A 17475-nucleotide genomic window follows, 5' to 3' on the forward strand; every position below is an offset into this window, starting at 1 on the left:
GTGGAGTGAATTTGTCGTCTTGCAATAAATTCCTTGATGAAATGCCCGACAATCGTGCAAAACTCGATACCGAAGCAAAAATTGACAAATTATTGGTATCCGCATATCCACAAACAGCTTATTTAGTGAGTGCAGAGCTATCATCTGATAATGTGGATGATTATGGCCCTACCAATCCAAATGGAGAACGTTTTATGGAGGAGTTGTTTCGATGGAAGGAAATCACTGACAATCAGGATGAGGTGCCTAAAGATGTTTGGGAAGCCTGCTATACAGCAATCGCAAGTGCGAATGCCTCCTTACAAGCAATACAAGAAATGGGAAATCCCAGCAGTTTGAGCCCACAACGGGGAGAGGCTTTGGCAGTACGAGCATACAATCATTTTATACTTGTTAATTTGTTTGCACAGCATTATACTAAAGAAAATGCAGCAACAGATTTAGGTGTCACGTATATGACAGAACCTGAGGTTGTGCTGGATCCAAAATACCAGCGTAATACAGTACAGGAGGTATACGATCATCTGATCAAGGATTTAGATGAGGCTATTCCATTAATAGACGACTCTTCCTTTGGATCTACCCCAAATATCATATGAATTCCAGAGCTGCCAATGCTTTAAGAGCACGAATTGCATTATACATGCAGGACTGGGAGAAAGCTGTCAGTTTCTCAAATGCAGCTATAGGTGTCAATCCAGTAAGTTTACAACGAAATTACGCTAGGATCGCCGCTGAGGCTGTGGGGACTAGAGGATTCCCAAATGGAGCAATATCCTATAACAAAAGTGAAGAAAAGTCTAATCTGATGGTAGCAACTGCAGGGACACAGCATGGCGTAATATTTGGGCCATATTCTTTTGGATCGAGATACTCACATGGTGCACTACTAGGGGACACAGAAACAACAATGGCAGCCGGACCTTATGGACAATTAGCTTCCACTGGTTATGTATTACGTGCTTTTGTTTATGCAGGAACAAATTTAGATAAGGTATTATTCCCCGTGTTTCTTATATGTTTGAGTATACGGATCCTGTGGCGGGAATTGGATATGCACGTGGAGCGTATGCGCCATTTACAACGGAAGAAACAATGTTGGTAAGAGCCGAAGCACTTATTCATCTCAAACGTTATGATGAAGCAGTCGTGGATATGAAGCGATGGGTGGACAATGCATTGGTAAGACCTCCGGCAACTTTTAATGTAGCTACAATTAATACGTGGGCGAACGGGATAAATTATTCTTCTGCCAGAATACCCACAGCTAAGAAAAAATTGGATCCTAAGATGATTTCTTTTGAGGCTGGTACGCAGGAAAATATGCTCCATGCGCTACTCTTTTTACGACGTGTAGAAACATTGCATATGGGCTTGAGGTGGTTTGATGTTAAACGCTATGGTATTGAAGTAGAAAGACGTGTGTTGAGTTCATCTGGTGCAGTGGCTTCTGTGGAGACAGAAACAAAATTGATTGCACGGGATAAGAGAGCAGCTTTACAAATACCATCTGAAGTTATTGCCGCAGGTTTAACCCCTAATCCAAGATAATTATGAAAATATTAAATAAGATTAATGTATTGTTGTTTTTTTCGGTGCTCTTATTTTCATGCTCTGAAGAAAAATTGAGCCCGGATAGCATATTTGTAGATAAGAAGGCAGAACGCAATGAATTAGATAATTATATTCAACAAAAATATACAAAGGATTATAATATTGCTATACTTTATAAGTTTGTTGAAAAGGAGTCGGATTTAAATTATAATTTGAGTCCAGCGAGCTATGAAAGCTCTGTCCGAATGACCAAATTATTGTATTTATCTCGGTATTGAACCCTATGATAAAATTACAGGGAGTAAGGACTTTATCAAAAATATTTCCTAAGTTATTAAACTACATTGGCTCGCCTGCGTATCGAAATAATGGAACATTTGTATTGGGTACAGCGGAAGGCGGTGTTAAGATCACCCTTTATTTGTTGAATGAATTGAACGAGGAAACGGGGAAAGATGTCGCTTTTCTCAATGAATATTATTTTCATACCATGCACCATGAATTTGGTCATATTTTACACCAAACTAAGGGATATCCCGCTTCTTTTGAACAGATTACTGGAGCCAGTTATGTCTCCGATTCATGGAGTGATATCTATGAAATTGATTCCGATGCCGCGGCGGCGGGTTTTGTTTCTCCTTATGCTTCAAAAGAGCCAAACGAGGATTTTGTAGAGACTTATTCATATTACATTACCTTGTCACCAGCACAATGGAACCAACGCATAAGTAGTGGCGGAGCAGAAGGTAAAGCATTGATCGAAGCAAAACTTGATATCGTACGTACTTATTTCCAAAATGTATGGAATATTAATTTGGATGAGCTACGTGATGAGATTTTAGCTAGACAAGCGGATTTACCCAACTTTGATCAGACATCTTTAAAATAAGAAATTATGAAATTGAAATATTTAATGATCTTAATCTTACTTCCGTTTTTATTGGCTACTTCATGTAAACGGGACGAGGATAGAATATTTGATGCTAATGCGACAGTCCGTATGACTGAAGCCGTGCAGCAGCAGCATATACGGTCTTACAGGCAAACAAAGCCGGATGGATGATGAAGTTTTATCCAAGCAACAACCAGGAATTTGGCGGTTATACAATCTTCAGTAAATTTATATCTAAGGAAGAAGTAATTGTCGCTTCTGATCCTTTTTCCGGTTTTAAAACAAGTACCTATTCGGTCAACCCGGAATCAGGTCCGGTGCTTTCATTTGACGGTTACAATAAGAACATTCACTGGTTTTCAGAGCCTGGAAAGGATAACGGCGGGATTGGAGCAGATGATAGTGGTATGCGTGGTGATTTTGAGTTTATAGTACTTAAAGCGACAGCGGATTCAGTGGTGTTGAAAGGAAAGAAAAGTGGGAGCCATTTAGTGATGTTACCTTTAAAGGGAACTGAGTTTGAGAGTATGTCTGCATCTTATCAAGAAGCCGCAATCAAATTTAAGGAGTTTGAGATTTATCAATTAGAAACAGCTGGAAACAAAGTTGTCGAGCTAGGTTTCGATCCGAAAATGCGTGTATTTAGTAATCCAAATGATCCTTCAGCAAAAGATATATCGTTTCGAGTAGTTCCAGGTGGTTTGGAATTCTATCAGCCGTATACGATAGCAGGGAAATCGGTAGAACGTGTTGATTATGTTGCGCCAACAAATGCGTATCCATATGGGTATTATACGGATAAGGATAAGACTTTGAAGATAATTCCGGCTCCAACACCGCTTAACCGTTGGTTCGTAAATAACTTATGGTCTATGTCCTATAAAAATACCGGAACATTGGGTAAAACCTACTGGAATGCTGCTAAAGTTTCATTAGATAAAAATGGAATTATTGTCAATAATGCTTATATCGGTAGTATTCAGGGAATACAGGGCTTATTTTTGTTTTACAGAATGGAGCCGTTTTTGGTGGTATCACCTTTTTCCTTGATCCCGTGGAAGAAACTGAAGATCAAGTCTATATTGAACTAGAAGGGTATGGGATCGGAAATTTCACCGGTGCTTATTGGAACGGAGGAATAAATACGTTAGCTACACCATTTAACAGAAGAACATTTAAGATTACTTCTGAAGATGCGATGAAACCGACAACTATTACGTTAACAGATATTGGAATTCCTAGTAATACATTTAAATTGACGTTGGATGATATTGATGATCCATTGAACAATTAAGTATAGCTATTTATCTAAACAAAAATTTTAGATTTAAATTGAAGAATCCTCAACAAATTGTTGAGGATTCTTTTTGTCTCGTTAATATTTTGTGACAATAAAATCCAAAAATATTGTCATCTCTCTTAATATTTCACTATTCGCTAATATTTTGTTTTTAATCACCTCAAGGCGGTTCCTTTTTCGTTTTATAATAAATATGAGCGATGTGATCCCAGGGAAAAATGAAAAATATTCCTTTTGAAATATTTTTCTTGTAAATAATAAAAATATTAGCCATTTTTATAGCACAATTATTAAACATCCTCATAAGATGTACATATATGTCCTAAAATATCCACCTATAGAATACAATAGCTGGGAGAGGAAGTAATCTAACTATGCAGAAGGAAGAAGTATTATTCAAAACACATTACAATGGGCTATGTCATTTTGCGTGGAAGATATTAGGTGATCTTACGATCGCAGAGGACCTGGTGCAAGATGCGTTTATCGCCTATTTTAAACATACGGACCAAGTCAGTGATAATGAGATTGCAATAAAAAATTATCTGTATAGTTCGGTACGTTTTGCCTGCTATAATCACATACGCCATGAAAAGGTGCGTCAGAAGTATTGGAATGTAGTGGGTTTTACTGAAGAGGATAATACGGCGCTTGAATTGAATATGATTCATAGTGAGCTCATTCAGGAGATCTATAAAATTATTGAACAAATGCCAGCCTCTTGTCAGCAGGTCTTTCGGTTAGGATACCTTGAAGGTCTGTCTAATCTGGAGATCACTAAAGAACTCCAAATTAGCATTAACACCGTGAAAACTCAAAAACAACGCGGTATGAAAATGCTGCTAAAACGCCTAAACCCTGAATTTATCCGCTTGTTATTTTTTTGTTAAAAAATATTTAAATTCTTGTCACCCCTTTTTTAGTCTTGCGTTTCTTTAATGTAATATATGAAAGAAAACACAGGACATATTGCAAAAATACTTCGGAAGTTCCTGAGTGGTAACTTGACCGAAGAAGAGCAAAACCAGTTTGATGATTGGTTAAATGCTAGTCCGCAGAATAAACAATTTTTGGAATCTTTTCGCCAAGCAACGAATATAGAGGAAGATTTGTCCATTGTTCGCAAATTGGATGCGAATAAGGCTTGGGACAAACTAAATAATAAAAATCGTACTGGAGTAAAATCAATCAGAAAGTGGTCTTTGGGAATTGCCGCTTCCCTTACATTTTTAATTGGATGTTTTGCACTATGGCGAACAGAATTGACGGCTAATATCCCAAAAGAAAGACCTGTTGTTGCTATACAGAAACAAGATATTGCGCCAGCGACAAGTGGGGCAATCTTAGTGCTGGCTGACGGAACAAAAATCCCACTGAATAACGATTCTACGAAAACACTGACTAAAAACAATAATCTTATTGGCAATAGCAATGAATTGATCGTTAAAGGCACAGATCAAGCTATTCCTGTACAATATAATTCATTAATTGTCCCAAAGGCGAGTTTCTATAAAATGACGTTGGCTGATGGTACAAGAGTTTGGGTCAATGCACTTTCTCAACTGAAATTTCCTGCGCAATTTTCAAAAACAGAACGCCGGGTCTTTCTGGACGGCGAGGCTTATTTTGAAGTTGCACACAATCCGAATCAACCCTTTATTGTTGAGTCCAAAGGGAATGAAATCAAAGTGTTAGGGACACATTTTAATGTGAATTCTTATTCTGAGCAGGTTCGTACAACGCTCGCAGAAGGAAAAGTTGAAGTAATAAGAAATAACCAGCATGTGGAATTATCACCCGGAGAATATGTATGGTCTTCAAGGGATAATCTGATCAAGGGAGAGGCGGATTTGCAACGCGATCTGTCCTGGCACAATAACGAGTTTTATTTCAAGAAGGAAACGATCGTAGATATCGCACATCAATTATCGAGATGGTATGATCTGGATGTGAAATTCAGGGAAATGTACAGCTGGATAAGGAGTATACCGGAAGTATCGAGCGAGATGTTAAATTATCGCAAGTGCTGGAAATGTTATCCTATGTAAGTAACCTCAAATTTGAAGTGGATGGAAAACAATTGATTATAGAAACGAAAAGCTAGAAATATAATCCTGAACTAAACCCAAACCGGCTGCTTATGACAAATTAATACCTATCCAAAAGACCTTAGAAAAGAGAACAGGAATGTTAGCGCATCCCTGTTCAGAAAATGTGATTATCAGGTCCTAAATTAAAAAGTGAACAATTAAACCCCAATTAACCACAAAGTGTAAATGTATGAATAACTTACCATTTAGCAAAAGGTGGTCCTTGATCCCTCAAGATCCACGTTTTTGTAAACCCCTGCGTATTATGAAAATTAGTACATGTCTTCTATTCGCATTTGTTACAGGTGTACATGCTAAAGGCACTGCCCAGAAAGTCACCTTAAACATGCGAAATGCACGCATTGAAGAGGCATTATCTGCAATCTCCAAGCAGTCTCATCTGCGCGTATTGTACAGTGAAAATCTGAATTCGAAAGCGAGAATTTCGGTCAATGTCAAGAACGCCACTGTTGAGGAAGCTCTCAACGCTGTATTGAAAAATAATAATATTGACTATAAGATTATTGCCAATACAATCTCTGTCAACAGTAATTTAAAATCTACCAATTCAAATACATCCACTGCATCGTTACAGCAAGCTATTACTGGCACAGTTAGGGATAAAGACGGAAAAGGACTGAGTGGTGCTACAGTAACTGTAAAAGGAACTTCAGTTTCTACTCAAACCGATGAACAGGGACGATTTAAGATCAATGCCCCCAGTACTGCCACATTAATTGTCAGATATGTCGGATTTACCGAAATGGAAGTCGCTGTAAATGGCCGGGCAAATGTTCCTATAGTTTTAACGTCCTTAGACAACCAGCTAGATGTTGTTGATGTTGTCGCTACTGGTTACCAAAATATCGATCGTAAATTGTTCACGGGAGCATCCTCCAAAATAAATGCAAAGGATGCTGAACGGAGCGGTGTCCCCGATATTACGAGAATGTTAGAGGGCAGGCAGCCGGAGTTTCTGTTCAGAACGTTTCCGGAACCTTTGGGGCTGCACCTAAAGTTCGCGTCAGGGGAGCGACTTCATTGTCTGGAGATAATAAGCCTTTGTGGGTCGTTGATGGAATTATCTTGGAAGATGTGGTCAATATTTCCAATGAGGCCCTTTCTTCGGGAGATGCCAATACCTTACTAGGGTCATCGGTGGCGGGCTTGAATCCGGATGATATTGCCTCCTTTACCATTCTAAAAGATGCAGCGGCAACAGCGATGTATGGTGCACGTGCCATGAATGGTGTCATTGTGGTCAATACAAAAGAGGGGTGAATACCGAAGGTAAAGCGAAAGTAAATTATTCTGGAACATTTACGACTTATTTAAAGCCGAGCTATAGTCAGTTTGATATCATGAATTCGGCCGAACAGATGTCTGTTTTGCTGGAAATGGAAAATAAAGGCTATCTGGACCACGCTGCGGTCGCCAATGCTGCAAATGGGGGTGTTTTTACAAAAATGTATAATCAAATGTATGTTTATGATGAAAATACGGATTCTTTTGCATTGAAAAACACTCGGGGCGAAAGACTTAAATTTTTAGAAAGATACACCAAAGCCAATACGGATTGGTTTGATGTGCTTTTTAAGAATTCATTACTACAAGAACATTCATTGAGTATCACTTCGGGATCGAGCAAAGCACAGACCTATATTTCGACAAGTTACACAGGAGATAATGGACAGACTTTAGTCGACAATGTGAAACGTTTTACAGGGAATATACGCCAAAACGTTAAATTCTCAGATAAATTTTCAGCGGAACTATTGATCAATGGTTCAATTCGGGATCAGAAAGCACCGGGTACATTGACGCGTCAATCGGATCCAGTTTACGGTTCTTACTCAAGAGATTTTGATATCAATCCTTATTCGTATGCATTAAATACCAGTAGGTTGATAACACCATATAATGAAGATGGTAGTTTAGAATATTTTACCCGAAACTATGCTCCTTTCAACATTATTAACGAGTTGAATACAAATTATATGCAGCTGCGAATGATTGATTTGAAGATACAAGGTGGTATCAAGTATCGGATCATGCCATCTTTGGTTTACTCGATTGATGCGGCTTATCGTTACGCGCTTTCTGAAAGAAATCATTCCGTCTTGGAGAACTCCAATATGGCCTCGACGTTTCGTGCAAATGCAAATACAATCGTCAATGATGGTAATAATTTCTTGTATAAAGATCCTGATTTTCCAAACGACCCATCCGTTGTTATTTTGCCTAATGGGGTTTCTTCAATACAACCAATAACGATATCAAAAATTACTATTTCAGACATAATTTAGAATTCGATAAACAATTTAACAAAGACCATCGTCTTAATTTATTTGGCTCAATGGAGATCAGAATGGCTGATCGTCAAAATTCGGATTATGACGGGGTAGGATATCAATTTGCAAACGGTGGATTGGTGAATCCGAATTATAAATATTTCAAAAAAATGATCGAAACCGGTGATGCTTATTTTGGTATGAATCATGGGAAAGATCGAAACGTCGCTTTTATGCTACGTGGGGCCTACAGTTTTGCTGAAAAATATTCTATCAATGCGACCGTTCGATACGATGGCTCCAATAAAATGGGATCGACAAGTAATGTGCGATGGTTGCCAACCTGGAACATCTCAGGAGCGTGGAACATAGATCAGGAAGACTTCTTCAATAAAAGTGATGTGTTCAGTTCCTTACGTCTGAGAGGTACTTATGGTTTAGTGGCCAATATGGGCGATGCTTCCAATTCTACAACATTATATTATAATCGGATTACCTACCGCCCTTACGAGAATGAAAAGGAGACATCAATCAATATTTCCAGTTTAGCCAATAGTCAGCTTACATGGGAGAAATTGTATGAATTCAATGTCGGTACTGATATCGGTTTGTTCAATGACAAGGTGAATATCACCATGGATTACTATAGAAGAAATATCTTCGATCTTTTGGGTAATTTGAAAACTTCGGGAATCGGTGGCCAAAATACCAAATATGCGAATTATGGAAAATGAAGTCTTCGGGTTTCGAGTTTACCATCGCGGGAACTCCTATAAGAAGAGAGTCATTTAAATGGCGAACCCAGTTTAATTTTGCTTATAATACGAACAAGATCACGGAGCTTGAGGTAAACCCGAACATCTGGAATCTCGTTCGTGCTGAAGGGGCTCCAATGAAAGGATATGCGCAGCGCGGATTGTTTTCACTCCAATTTGATGGGTTAAATCCCCAATATGGTTATCCAACATACGTTGGTGTAAATGGAGAACGGAATGAGCCTTATATTTATCTGCAGAACACGACCGATGTTAAATACCTGAAATATCACGGTCCGGTAGATCCGACATTTACTGGTGGATTTTATAATAATTTTTCGTACAAGGCTTTCACCTTATCGACACTCTTCACATTTGCAACAGGCAATTATGTGCGGTTACAGCCAACTTTCTCCGCGACCTATTCTGATATGAATTCCATGTCAAAGGATATGATCAACCGCTGGCAAATGCCCGGAGATGAAAGGGTGACCAATATCCCAGCGATATTGGATAAGTTCACGGCAGATAACAGGATATATAGACCGAATGGATCAACAACAGATGCGATCTATCCGTATAATGTATACAACTACTCCGATCAGCGGGTTGCCAAGGGCGATTTTATTCGTTTAAAAAATGTAGCCATATCCTATGAGTTGCCCAAAACTTTGGTGTCAAAGCTGCGATTCAGTACAGCGCAGATTTCGCTGGTGGGAAATAATATAGCCCTACTATATTCTGATAAAAAACTGAATGGTGCTGACCCCGAGTTTTTTAATAATGGTGGTGTAGCGATGCCAATTCCTAGACAGTACACATTGGCCGTGAAATTGGGATTCTAAAAAATGAACAAGATGAAAAGAAACTATAAACAAATTATACTCTTAACATTAGGTCTCTCGGTGTTGAATACAAGCTGTAACAAATACCTCGAAGAAGAACTGATATGCGTACGCAGATTAACACCGTGGAGAAGCTTTCACAGCTTTTGGTGACAGCCTATCCGGATAGGAATTATTATACGTTTGCGGAAACAGCTTCGGATAACGCTGAAGATAAAAGTGCAGCTTTGGCTGGCCATAATAATGAGCCTTTTATCAGTCTTTACAATTGGAATGTCGTACAAGAGACAGGAAATGGTTCGCCAACTGAGTACTGGAATGCTTGCTACCGTGCAGTAGCTGTTACTAATGAAGCCTTGGCTGCGATAGAAAAAGAGAATTTCGGTGCCGCCGCGGACCAATATAAAGGCGAAGCTTTGGTAGCCAGAGCATATTCAATTTTTATGCTATCCATTTTCTTTAGCAATCCATATCATATTGGAGGAGACAATTCGGGCTTAGGAATTCCATACCCGCTAAAGCCTGAGACAACGACCAGACCGGTTTATGAGCGTGGGACCGTAGAATCAACTTACGCACAGATAGAAAAAGACCTTGAGCAAGGTTTATCACTATTAAAAGGCGCAAAATACGAAGTTCCTCATTACCATTTTACGCAACAGGCAGCATTTGCTTTCGCAACACGTTTTTACCTCTTCAAAGGTAACTGGGATAAAGCGATTCAATATGCCTCAGCTGTTTATCCAGATGGCAATTTCAAAGGAAATATCCGTCAGTATGTAACGGATTTAAATCCGAGATCCTATGCGGAATATCGGCAAGAGTATACAAAGGCAAGCAAGTCATGGAATCTGCTATTAGCGAATACATATTCCGTTTTTCAGCGCGGTAGTGGGGCTGGAAATGCGCGCTATAGTTTGGGGAGACGGTAAAAATATCTATACCGGTAATACAGTCTATGGTGCTAAATTGATCAATAAATTTGGGGTATATACAGCACCAAACTATACGACAAACAAGTTTAATGAATTATTCTATTACACAAACTTTCAAGCGGGAACTGGGTATCCTTACATTATGGCACCGCTTTTAACTGCCGATGAGGTATTATTGAATCGTGCTGAGGCATATGTGCAAAAAGGAAGTTATGATTTGGCTTTAAAGGATCTCAATGACTTTGGTACAGCCAATATAGATGCGTATAACCCTACAGCGCACACCTTGACTATTCCGAAAATTAAGGATTATTTTCAGACTAATGCTGGCATAAGTAATTTATCGGATAAAGATGCGGTGATCATGGCTATTCTTGAAATAAAACGTATTGCATTTATGCAGGAAGGAATTCGCTGGATGGATATTCTAAGACATGGCTTGACTGTAAAACACAATTTTATAGAAGCAAGTGGAAACGAAACATTCCAAACATTGGATAAAAATGATCCAAGACGAGTATTTCAAATTCCTCAAGATGCTATTAATACTGGAATTCCTGCTAACCCAAGATAGATATTGATGTTATGAAAAGATATTTCCAATATATTATTACAGGCTGTGTGCTTGCAATAATGACAATTACATCCTGTTCTAAAGATAGTGATAAGCTGGATGTTGACATGAATAGTTTTAACACTGATCCCGAGGGAAACAGTGAAGTGGATCAATGGCTGATGAGCGAATTGACGGATCCCTTTAATATAGAAGTGATTTACCGTTTTGATCGTAACTTGACTGATGTCTCCAAAGATATTGCCCCGGTTGCCATAGATAAAGTTAAACCGATGATGGAGGCAGTATTAAACCTTTATCTGAAACCTTATCAAAAGGTTGCAGGGAATAAATTTATCAAAACACTTGCTCCGAAACAGTACCTATTATATGGCTCGGTTTCTTACAATACAAATGGATCTGTTACCTTAGGTACAGCTGATGGAGGGCGGAAGGTGACACTATATGGAGTTAATAGCTTCAATTCTGCAACAGTAGAAGGAGATAATGGTGTACGTCGTAAATTAAGAACAATACATCATGAATTTACCCATATTCTAAATCAGAATGTGCCTATTCCATCAGATTTTGAGGCTGTGACTAAAGGTGATTATTATGCAGATTGGACGAACTCGTCCAATACAGATGCGGTAGCGAAATCTTTGGGTTTTGTAAGCCGTTACGCCCGGGGACAGTATTCAGAAGATTTTGCGGAGATGACTGCTCATCTTTTGGTCGAAGGACAGGTCTGGTTTGATAATTATGTCGTTTCAGCACCACTAGCTGCCCAGCAGAAATTGCGCAAAAAGAAGAAATTGTGGTTCGTTATTTCAAAGATGCTTTTGATGTTGACTTTCGGGTATTACAAACCGAAGTTCAGAATGCTTTCAAAACATTATATAATGCAAAAGATCCAAATGACTTGACACAAACTTTGGCCAATTGGATCAATACCAATAAAGTTGCTACAATTACTTTTGATCCGAATTCTCCAATTTATGACAAATATGGGATATCTTCAACATTCAAAACGGTCTGGAACAACTTTAAAAATGCTGTTTCTACACAGGAGCCTTCAGGAAATAGACGTTATCCACAGACATTACAGCTGCGTTTTTCATCGGATAATATCATGACACTTCGTGTTACTTACTTAAATAACGCACAGACTTCTACGTTGTTTGCAGATTATGATTTCGATCTTAAATCAAATACTAGTAATGGAGAAGTGATTTTTAGTAAACGTATGCCGGAAGGTACCACGACGGCACATGGCAATGGTGGTACTGTATATTTCAAAGATCATTTTGAACGATTTCTACTGCCATATTTTACAAATAGGATTTTTATTGCTGATTGGCTTCCATCTGGAATCAGTTCAACTGATCCACTATACCGCACCTACGGTGGATTTTATGAAAAGGAGCTACAGCAAATTATTTTTATGGACCAATAGAACTTAAATAATATGAACAGGATATTTTTGAATTTTTGGCGGGTTGTCTTCTTTTTGCTGTAGCATGTAAGAAGGACGATGTCGAGAATGTGTTTGGACAAAAACCAGAAGAGCGTATTTCCGATACGCTTACTTTTATCAGAAATGAATTGGTCAAAGCACCCAATGGTTGGAAGGGGGATTTTCTACCGGAGCAAAAGGTGGATTTGGATTCTATTTTAATTTTAAAAATGATCAGACCGTGGATATGTTGAGTGATTACTCGACTTCTTCTGGGAATGAATTAAAATCATCCACCTATCGTGTTTCGCCTCTATTTACACCAACGCTGATTTTTGATACCTACAATTATATTACGATTATGCAGGATCCGGCTCCAGATGCCGGCGGTGCCGCCGGATCAGGATTTAAAAGTGATATTGAGTTTCTTTATGAACGACACAATGCGGATACACTATTCTTTACGGGTAAAAAATACCGTCAGCCTTTTACATTGATCAGGCTTTCAAAAGAAGAACAAGAAAGCTATTTAAATGGGGGATTGAACAAATTCAATACTGATTTTACAAATCTCTTGAACAATAACTACGGCTTTACTTACTTTGATAATGCCGGCGGGGAAAGATCAGCCTTGAAATAGATTATGTTGGTAAGATGGCTAATTTTGTCTACGTTAATTCTTCCGGTGGAATTGATAGTGTCTATCAGACTTCTTATTACACAACCTCTTCATCTTACAATTTGGTTAAGCCCGTTAAGATTGTGGATAAACAGATCAGAAGCTTTGTGATAAAGGGAAGTGCGATTGAGGGTGAAAGTACGGACAATACCGCGATAACATTGAAAAGCCAGACGTCTCCCGCACTTTATAGCGTGTCGGATGCCTTTGGAAATAGTAAACCGTTTAAAAGATGGTTAGCAGAGGTAAAGTCAATGGTGTAGATGCAAACGTCGCTATTTTTGATCGGGTAAACGAACTGTTCAAGGCAAGTGGACGTACGATTAACAATATGTACTTTACAATGACAAATAGCAGTTCAGCCATCTTCTATATCAATTATACGTCTGGAACCTCAACGTTTATTGCTTCGGCAACTTATACCTATAGACGGGAAGCAGATCGAATTTATTTGAAACGCACTGGTATTGATGGTGGAAATAATTGGAGTACAAGGGCAACACAGGTAAAACCTGTTGATGATCTATTCGGAGATGGTTCAAAAGAACTGGAATTTAAGTTTGATTGGGTCTTCAGTTCGGATTCCAATGTAAAACTTCCGGTAGCGGCAATCCGGTCTGTCGCTAATCCGACAAATATGCTTTATGGTAAGTTGCAGATCCAATAATGGATATTGTTTCTGCTAATTGTGGATAAATTAGAATTATAATGGAGAAATCGCCAAGACTATATCAATTGTAGTCTTGGCGTTTTTTGTAAAGGTAACCAAGATCTCAGTAAGTGATTAATTAAGGGTGTCGTACAATAAGTTTGAGAAACAATATTTCTGCTAGTTGTTATTATTGTCAGAATTTTTTATTTTCCAGAAGATCATTGCATTTTTCTAAAACAGTGTAATGTCTTCTTTCCATTTATCGCGGTCTGTTTTTATTGTTTCTTTCGAGTAAACATGCCTCTATTTCAGGAGATTCCTTAGTAAAATCATATGCTATTTCTTTTCCATAAACAAGCAATATAGCGAAGTCTAAATCGGCTTTTTTATATGTGAATAGTACGTTGTTTTGTCATATCTAACACACTTAACCAATTTAGTTTTATTGACGTTTATTTGAGTAACTATTTTGTTTAAATTGATTCATAAAGATAAAATCGATGATTTTGCAGGGTGGTTTTTAACGAGAGTCTAGTGCATCGTATTCTGAGTTTTCCACATTGTGTTAATAACGATGTGGAAAACTTGTTTTTAAGATGGTTTGGATGACTACGGCGTGAAAATGCTTCAAATTGCACTATGGCGGTGTCATTTTGCGGAACAAGATGTTGATACGCCCCTGTTTCTAGATTGTTTCGCCCTAGGTTGGTGGTATTTTGTCAGGGGAATTTTCATTTCGCCGTCCGGCGGAATCGTTTTCTCTTCTGTCTGTTTCATTTCGACGCCTATCTAAGCGAACAATCCTCCAGTCAGTGCCATACAAACAGGAGACTTGTTCATTCTGACGGGCAACTAATTCATTCTGGCCTGTGAAAATGTTAAACTCCGGTCCGTCGGATTGGTTTCGCTACAGGACTAAATCGTTCAGATACTCGGGGAAATGTCAAAGTTGGAGCGCGAAATCGAGCATTCGGAGTGTAATCTTACACTTTACTTCGCTATTCGTTATGGATGCCATGCTGTCGAAATGATTTCCTCGGAAATGACAGTCATCTTGATCATCAAGGTATTAAGGTCGCTTAACAAGAAATTCACCTCGAATTAAATGTAATGCAATTTTTCTACGGCCATTATCTTTTACCGTCCGATCCCCTCATTCGCCGACTTTTTCCTCTTGTTAGTCTAAATGTAATAAAATCGTAGGCTGCGTTGTCTTAATTTTGAATCAGAAACCATCATGAGCTATATCAACTTACTAATAAAAAGATCGGACCTTTTGCTCATGATAGCTTCATTGCCAATAAGAAAAAAATTAAAGAATGAAAGTTGAAGGAAATGTTGCAACAAAATCAACATCCCTACGACTACTAGGAAAGAGACAATAAAAAACTAACAATATAAAGTAGAAACGATTATGAAAACTTTAGTAAAGACATTTGCAGCAGCAGCTTTGATGGCAGTATCAACATTTACAATGGCTGCAGGTAACCCTGGTAAAACATTGAACCTATCCACTGCAGACTTAGCTATTGATAGCTATGTATCTGTCATGACAGAAGGTATATCGGGTGGTGTTGAGCAACTATTCGCTTCCGATTTCAGCCAAAAGATTCAAGGCGAAACTAGACGTACCAATACACGTTCAGAGGTCATTTCTTTTTGAAAAAACAAAAAGGTGAAAAACTAAACTGTAGTACCAATACAGAGATCCTAGAGGAGTCCGAAAATTATATGGTGGCGCGGATTACGATGAAGTTCGAAACATTTACCAAAACCGATCTGGTTACCTTGGTAAATGAAGCCGGTAGCTGGAAGGTCGCGAGTTCGGTAAACTCATACAAATAGCAACTGTTTAATTAAATTCATATGTTTATTTTTGGCCACGTCGTGATGATGTGGCTATTTTTTTGTTAACTGATATAAAGACTTCAATAAGCCTAAAGCTTAAATCGACCTACCGCGTTATTGGAGATAGTTAAGTTCGAGGAAAAGATTGGGTTGTCATGTTTTTGGGTTTTAAACATAGTTATTAACATTGTGTGGAAAACATAGCTTCTTTAATTGTAGTTATGTTGAATATAGGTAATGATTATTTAACCTGTCAATTTCTAATTTACTTAAGAGATTTATTAAATTGCGCGGATATTAAGAACTATTATGAAATATTATCTGCATTTGTCAGTCAAACTTATTTGTTTTCTTCTATTCAATCTGTGTGGATTGAGTCTTTCAGCACAAATCGCCTTTACCACATATCATAAAAAAGATGGTGATGAAACAGAACAAAAAGATTCTGCCTATTTTTAAGGACAGTCCATGTGGATGCCAAGGGCAAAGATAAAATCTATCGAATTGAGGAGTATTATCTGCGTAACGACTCTATCAAACTCAACGGTGTCAGTAAGAATGCACGTAACCCATTCCAATTTCAAGGTAAAAATATGAATTCTATGAAAATGGTACATTAAAGAGCCTAGAGAATTTTACCGATGAAGGAGAACTCGTAGATTCTGCATTTTACTTATATCCCAATAATAAGTTGAAAATGATGGTTTTTATCCCAGTGAACTTTACAAAAAGAAGTTGCAGGTTAAAAAACCGATCTACATTGTATATTATGATTCTCTTCAGAACAAGACATTGGAGAATGGAAATGGACGTATTCGCTTTAATGTAGAAGGAAAAGAGGAGTATGAAGAAGGTGAAATTGTTAATAATTTACGTGAGGGAGAGTGGAAAGGAAGGGCCGGACAAGATTCCTTTGTAGAAAACTATAATCAGGATCGGTTATTATCAGGTACTTTAATAAAAGAGGATGGCGCTATTATTCAATATGATTCAACAACATATAAAGTCAATCCAGAGTATCCGGGAGGAACATACAAGATGATGACTTTTGTTGCTAATAATTTTGACTACCCAAAAGAGGCAATGAAAAATGGTGTAAGCGGTATTTTGGAGATAGGTTTTGTTATTAATAAAGTTGGCCAGGTCGAGGATATTAAAGTCAAACAGGATTTGGGTTTTGGTACTGGGAAGCAGGTATACGTGTTGTGAAAAAACTAGGGAAATGGAAACCGGGAATGCGACGAGGGAAGCCTGTACGTGTTGCATATACACTGCCAATACGATTGAATTTAATGAGATAAAAATCAGAAACTCATTTAAAGCTAAAAAGCCTCCCATTGGGAGGCTTTCTTTGTTAAAGGTTCTCGCAGAACTATTTTTTCAGGCCTTCAGCCTCCTGTATAATACTTTCGACTACTGTCGGATCTAGCCAAAGTAGATATGTCACTTAAATTATTGATATCTCTGTTCTCTTTCCAATTTATCCTAAAAAGTATTTTGCTAAACGATAATTATGAAAAAAAGTTTATATTTATCGTAGTGCTTATGATGCTTTTTAGTATCAATATATTGTTTTTATCTAAACATATGTTTTGCTAATTCTTAAGTGCTGTTTTGTTTTATAT

General features: G+C 38.0%; 24 protein-coding genes and 3 pseudogenes. All 27 read left to right on the forward strand.

Annotated features, from left to right (window positions below; translation table 11 throughout):
- Positions 1–41 precede the first annotated feature (41 nt).
- The 27 genes and pseudogenes from KUH03_RS24390 (at position 42) to KUH03_RS24515 (ending at position 17059) form a co-directional block, all read left to right on the forward strand.
- Positions 42–599: a RagB/SusD family nutrient uptake outer membrane protein gene (locus KUH03_RS24390; RefSeq protein ID WP_257087221.1), complete on the forward strand. Its 558-nt coding sequence runs from the start codon at positions 42–44 to the stop codon at positions 597–599.
- Positions 596–1105, forward strand: coding sequence for a hypothetical protein (locus tag KUH03_RS24395; RefSeq protein WP_257087222.1), 510 nt, complete (start codon positions 596–598; stop codon positions 1103–1105). The genes KUH03_RS24390 and KUH03_RS24395 overlap by 4 nt, the downstream gene beginning before the upstream one ends.
- Positions 1039–1551, forward strand: a complete 513-nt coding sequence (locus KUH03_RS24400; protein ID WP_257087223.1) for a RagB/SusD family nutrient uptake outer membrane protein — start codon at positions 1039–1041, stop codon at positions 1549–1551. Before KUH03_RS24395 ends, KUH03_RS24400 begins: the two co-directional genes overlap by 67 nt.
- 2 nt (positions 1552–1553) lie before the next feature.
- Entirely contained in the window at positions 1554–1832 is a 279-nt protein-coding gene (locus KUH03_RS24405) for a putative zinc-binding metallopeptidase (RefSeq protein ID WP_257087224.1), read from the forward strand.
- 5 nt (positions 1833–1837) lie between these two features.
- A complete protein-coding gene (locus tag KUH03_RS24410; protein ID WP_257087225.1) occupies positions 1838–2443 on the forward strand; it encodes a substrate import-associated zinc metallohydrolase lipoprotein in 606 nt (201 codons plus the stop codon).
- A 6-nt stretch (positions 2444–2449) separates the two neighbouring features.
- Entirely contained in the window at positions 2450–2617 is a 168-nt protein-coding gene (locus KUH03_RS24415; protein ID WP_257087226.1) for a hypothetical protein, read from the forward strand.
- Positions 2614–3537 carry a DUF4302 domain-containing protein gene (locus tag KUH03_RS24420; RefSeq protein ID WP_257087227.1) on the forward strand — a complete coding sequence of 308 codons (924 nt, stop codon included), beginning with the start codon at positions 2614–2616 and terminating at the stop codon, positions 3535–3537. Before KUH03_RS24415 ends, KUH03_RS24420 begins: the two co-directional genes overlap by 4 nt.
- Positions 3501–3740 (forward strand): hypothetical protein, encoded by a 240-nt coding sequence (locus KUH03_RS24425; protein WP_257087228.1) that lies wholly within the window; start codon positions 3501–3503, stop codon positions 3738–3740. Before KUH03_RS24420 ends, KUH03_RS24425 begins: the two co-directional genes overlap by 37 nt.
- Before the next feature lie 380 nt (positions 3741–4120).
- Positions 4121–4636, forward strand: coding sequence for an RNA polymerase sigma factor (locus tag KUH03_RS24430; RefSeq protein ID WP_257087229.1), 516 nt, complete (start codon positions 4121–4123; stop codon positions 4634–4636).
- A gap of 57 nt (positions 4637–4693) precedes the next feature.
- Positions 4694–5794, forward strand: a complete 1101-nt coding sequence (locus KUH03_RS24435) for a FecR family protein (RefSeq protein ID WP_257087230.1) — start codon at positions 4694–4696, stop codon at positions 5792–5794.
- On the forward strand, positions 5770–5850 hold the full coding sequence (locus tag KUH03_RS49120; protein WP_373564840.1) for a hypothetical protein: 81 nt from the start codon (positions 5770–5772) through the stop codon (positions 5848–5850). The genes KUH03_RS24435 and KUH03_RS49120 overlap by 25 nt, the downstream gene beginning before the upstream one ends.
- Positions 5851–6182: 332 nt before the next feature.
- Positions 6183–6614, forward strand: a pseudogene (locus KUH03_RS24440) (carboxypeptidase-like regulatory domain-containing protein); the annotation flags it as partial.
- A 236-nt stretch (positions 6615–6850) separates the two neighbouring features.
- A pseudogene (locus KUH03_RS24445) lies at positions 6851–7030 on the forward strand (hypothetical protein); the annotation flags it as partial.
- Complete coding sequence (locus KUH03_RS24450; RefSeq protein WP_257097273.1) at positions 7004–7117, forward strand: TonB-dependent receptor plug domain-containing protein; 114 nt, start codon at positions 7004–7006, stop codon at positions 7115–7117. The pseudogene KUH03_RS24445 and the gene KUH03_RS24450, both read left to right, overlap by 27 nt.
- The gene (locus KUH03_RS24455) at positions 7114–8142 is read left to right on the forward strand and encodes a hypothetical protein (RefSeq protein ID WP_257087231.1); all 1029 of its coding nucleotides are present in this window, start codon (positions 7114–7116) and stop codon (positions 8140–8142) included. Before KUH03_RS24450 ends, KUH03_RS24455 begins: the two co-directional genes overlap by 4 nt.
- Before the next feature lie 50 nt (positions 8143–8192).
- Positions 8193–8861: a hypothetical protein gene (locus KUH03_RS24460; RefSeq protein ID WP_373564486.1), complete on the forward strand. Its 669-nt coding sequence runs from the start codon at positions 8193–8195 to the stop codon at positions 8859–8861.
- Complete coding sequence (locus tag KUH03_RS24465; protein ID WP_257087232.1) at positions 8858–9727, forward strand: hypothetical protein; 870 nt, start codon at positions 8858–8860, stop codon at positions 9725–9727. Before KUH03_RS24460 ends, KUH03_RS24465 begins: the two co-directional genes overlap by 4 nt.
- 104 nt (positions 9728–9831) lie before the next feature.
- Positions 9832–10659, forward strand: coding sequence for a RagB/SusD family nutrient uptake outer membrane protein (locus KUH03_RS24470; RefSeq protein ID WP_257087233.1), 828 nt, complete (start codon positions 9832–9834; stop codon positions 10657–10659).
- Positions 10631–11236: a RagB/SusD family nutrient uptake outer membrane protein gene (locus KUH03_RS24475; protein WP_257087234.1), complete on the forward strand. Its 606-nt coding sequence runs from the start codon at positions 10631–10633 to the stop codon at positions 11234–11236. Before KUH03_RS24470 ends, KUH03_RS24475 begins: the two co-directional genes overlap by 29 nt.
- A gap of 11 nt (positions 11237–11247) precedes the next feature.
- Complete coding sequence (locus KUH03_RS24480) at positions 11248–12141, forward strand: substrate import-associated zinc metallohydrolase lipoprotein (RefSeq protein ID WP_257087235.1); 894 nt, start codon at positions 11248–11250, stop codon at positions 12139–12141.
- Entirely contained in the window at positions 12138–12671 is a 534-nt protein-coding gene (locus tag KUH03_RS24485) for a hypothetical protein (RefSeq protein ID WP_257087236.1), read from the forward strand. Before KUH03_RS24480 ends, KUH03_RS24485 begins: the two co-directional genes overlap by 4 nt.
- 89 nt (positions 12672–12760) lie before the next feature.
- Positions 12761–13311: pseudogene (locus KUH03_RS24490) on the forward strand (DUF4302 domain-containing protein).
- A 14-nt stretch (positions 13312–13325) separates the two neighbouring features.
- Positions 13326–13613, forward strand: a complete 288-nt coding sequence (locus KUH03_RS24495) for a hypothetical protein (RefSeq protein WP_257087238.1) — start codon at positions 13326–13328, stop codon at positions 13611–13613.
- Positions 13583–14017 carry a hypothetical protein gene (locus KUH03_RS24500; protein WP_257087239.1) on the forward strand — a complete coding sequence of 145 codons (435 nt, stop codon included), beginning with the start codon at positions 13583–13585 and terminating at the stop codon, positions 14015–14017. The genes KUH03_RS24495 and KUH03_RS24500 overlap by 31 nt, the downstream gene beginning before the upstream one ends.
- A 1399-nt stretch (positions 14018–15416) precedes the next feature.
- Positions 15417–15665 carry a hypothetical protein gene (locus KUH03_RS24505; RefSeq protein WP_257087240.1) on the forward strand — a complete coding sequence of 83 codons (249 nt, stop codon included), beginning with the start codon at positions 15417–15419 and terminating at the stop codon, positions 15663–15665.
- Entirely contained in the window at positions 15662–15847 is a 186-nt protein-coding gene (locus KUH03_RS24510; RefSeq protein ID WP_257087241.1) for a hypothetical protein, read from the forward strand. Before KUH03_RS24505 ends, KUH03_RS24510 begins: the two co-directional genes overlap by 4 nt.
- A 738-nt stretch (positions 15848–16585) precedes the next feature.
- The gene (locus tag KUH03_RS24515) at positions 16586–17059 is read left to right on the forward strand and encodes an energy transducer TonB (RefSeq protein WP_257087242.1); all 474 of its coding nucleotides are present in this window, start codon (positions 16586–16588) and stop codon (positions 17057–17059) included.
- Positions 17060–17475: the final 416 nt, after the last annotated feature.

Source organism: Sphingobacterium sp. E70 (assembly GCF_019285695.1).
GTDB classification, from domain to species: Bacteria; Bacteroidota; Bacteroidia; order Sphingobacteriales; family Sphingobacteriaceae; genus Sphingobacterium; species Sphingobacterium detergens.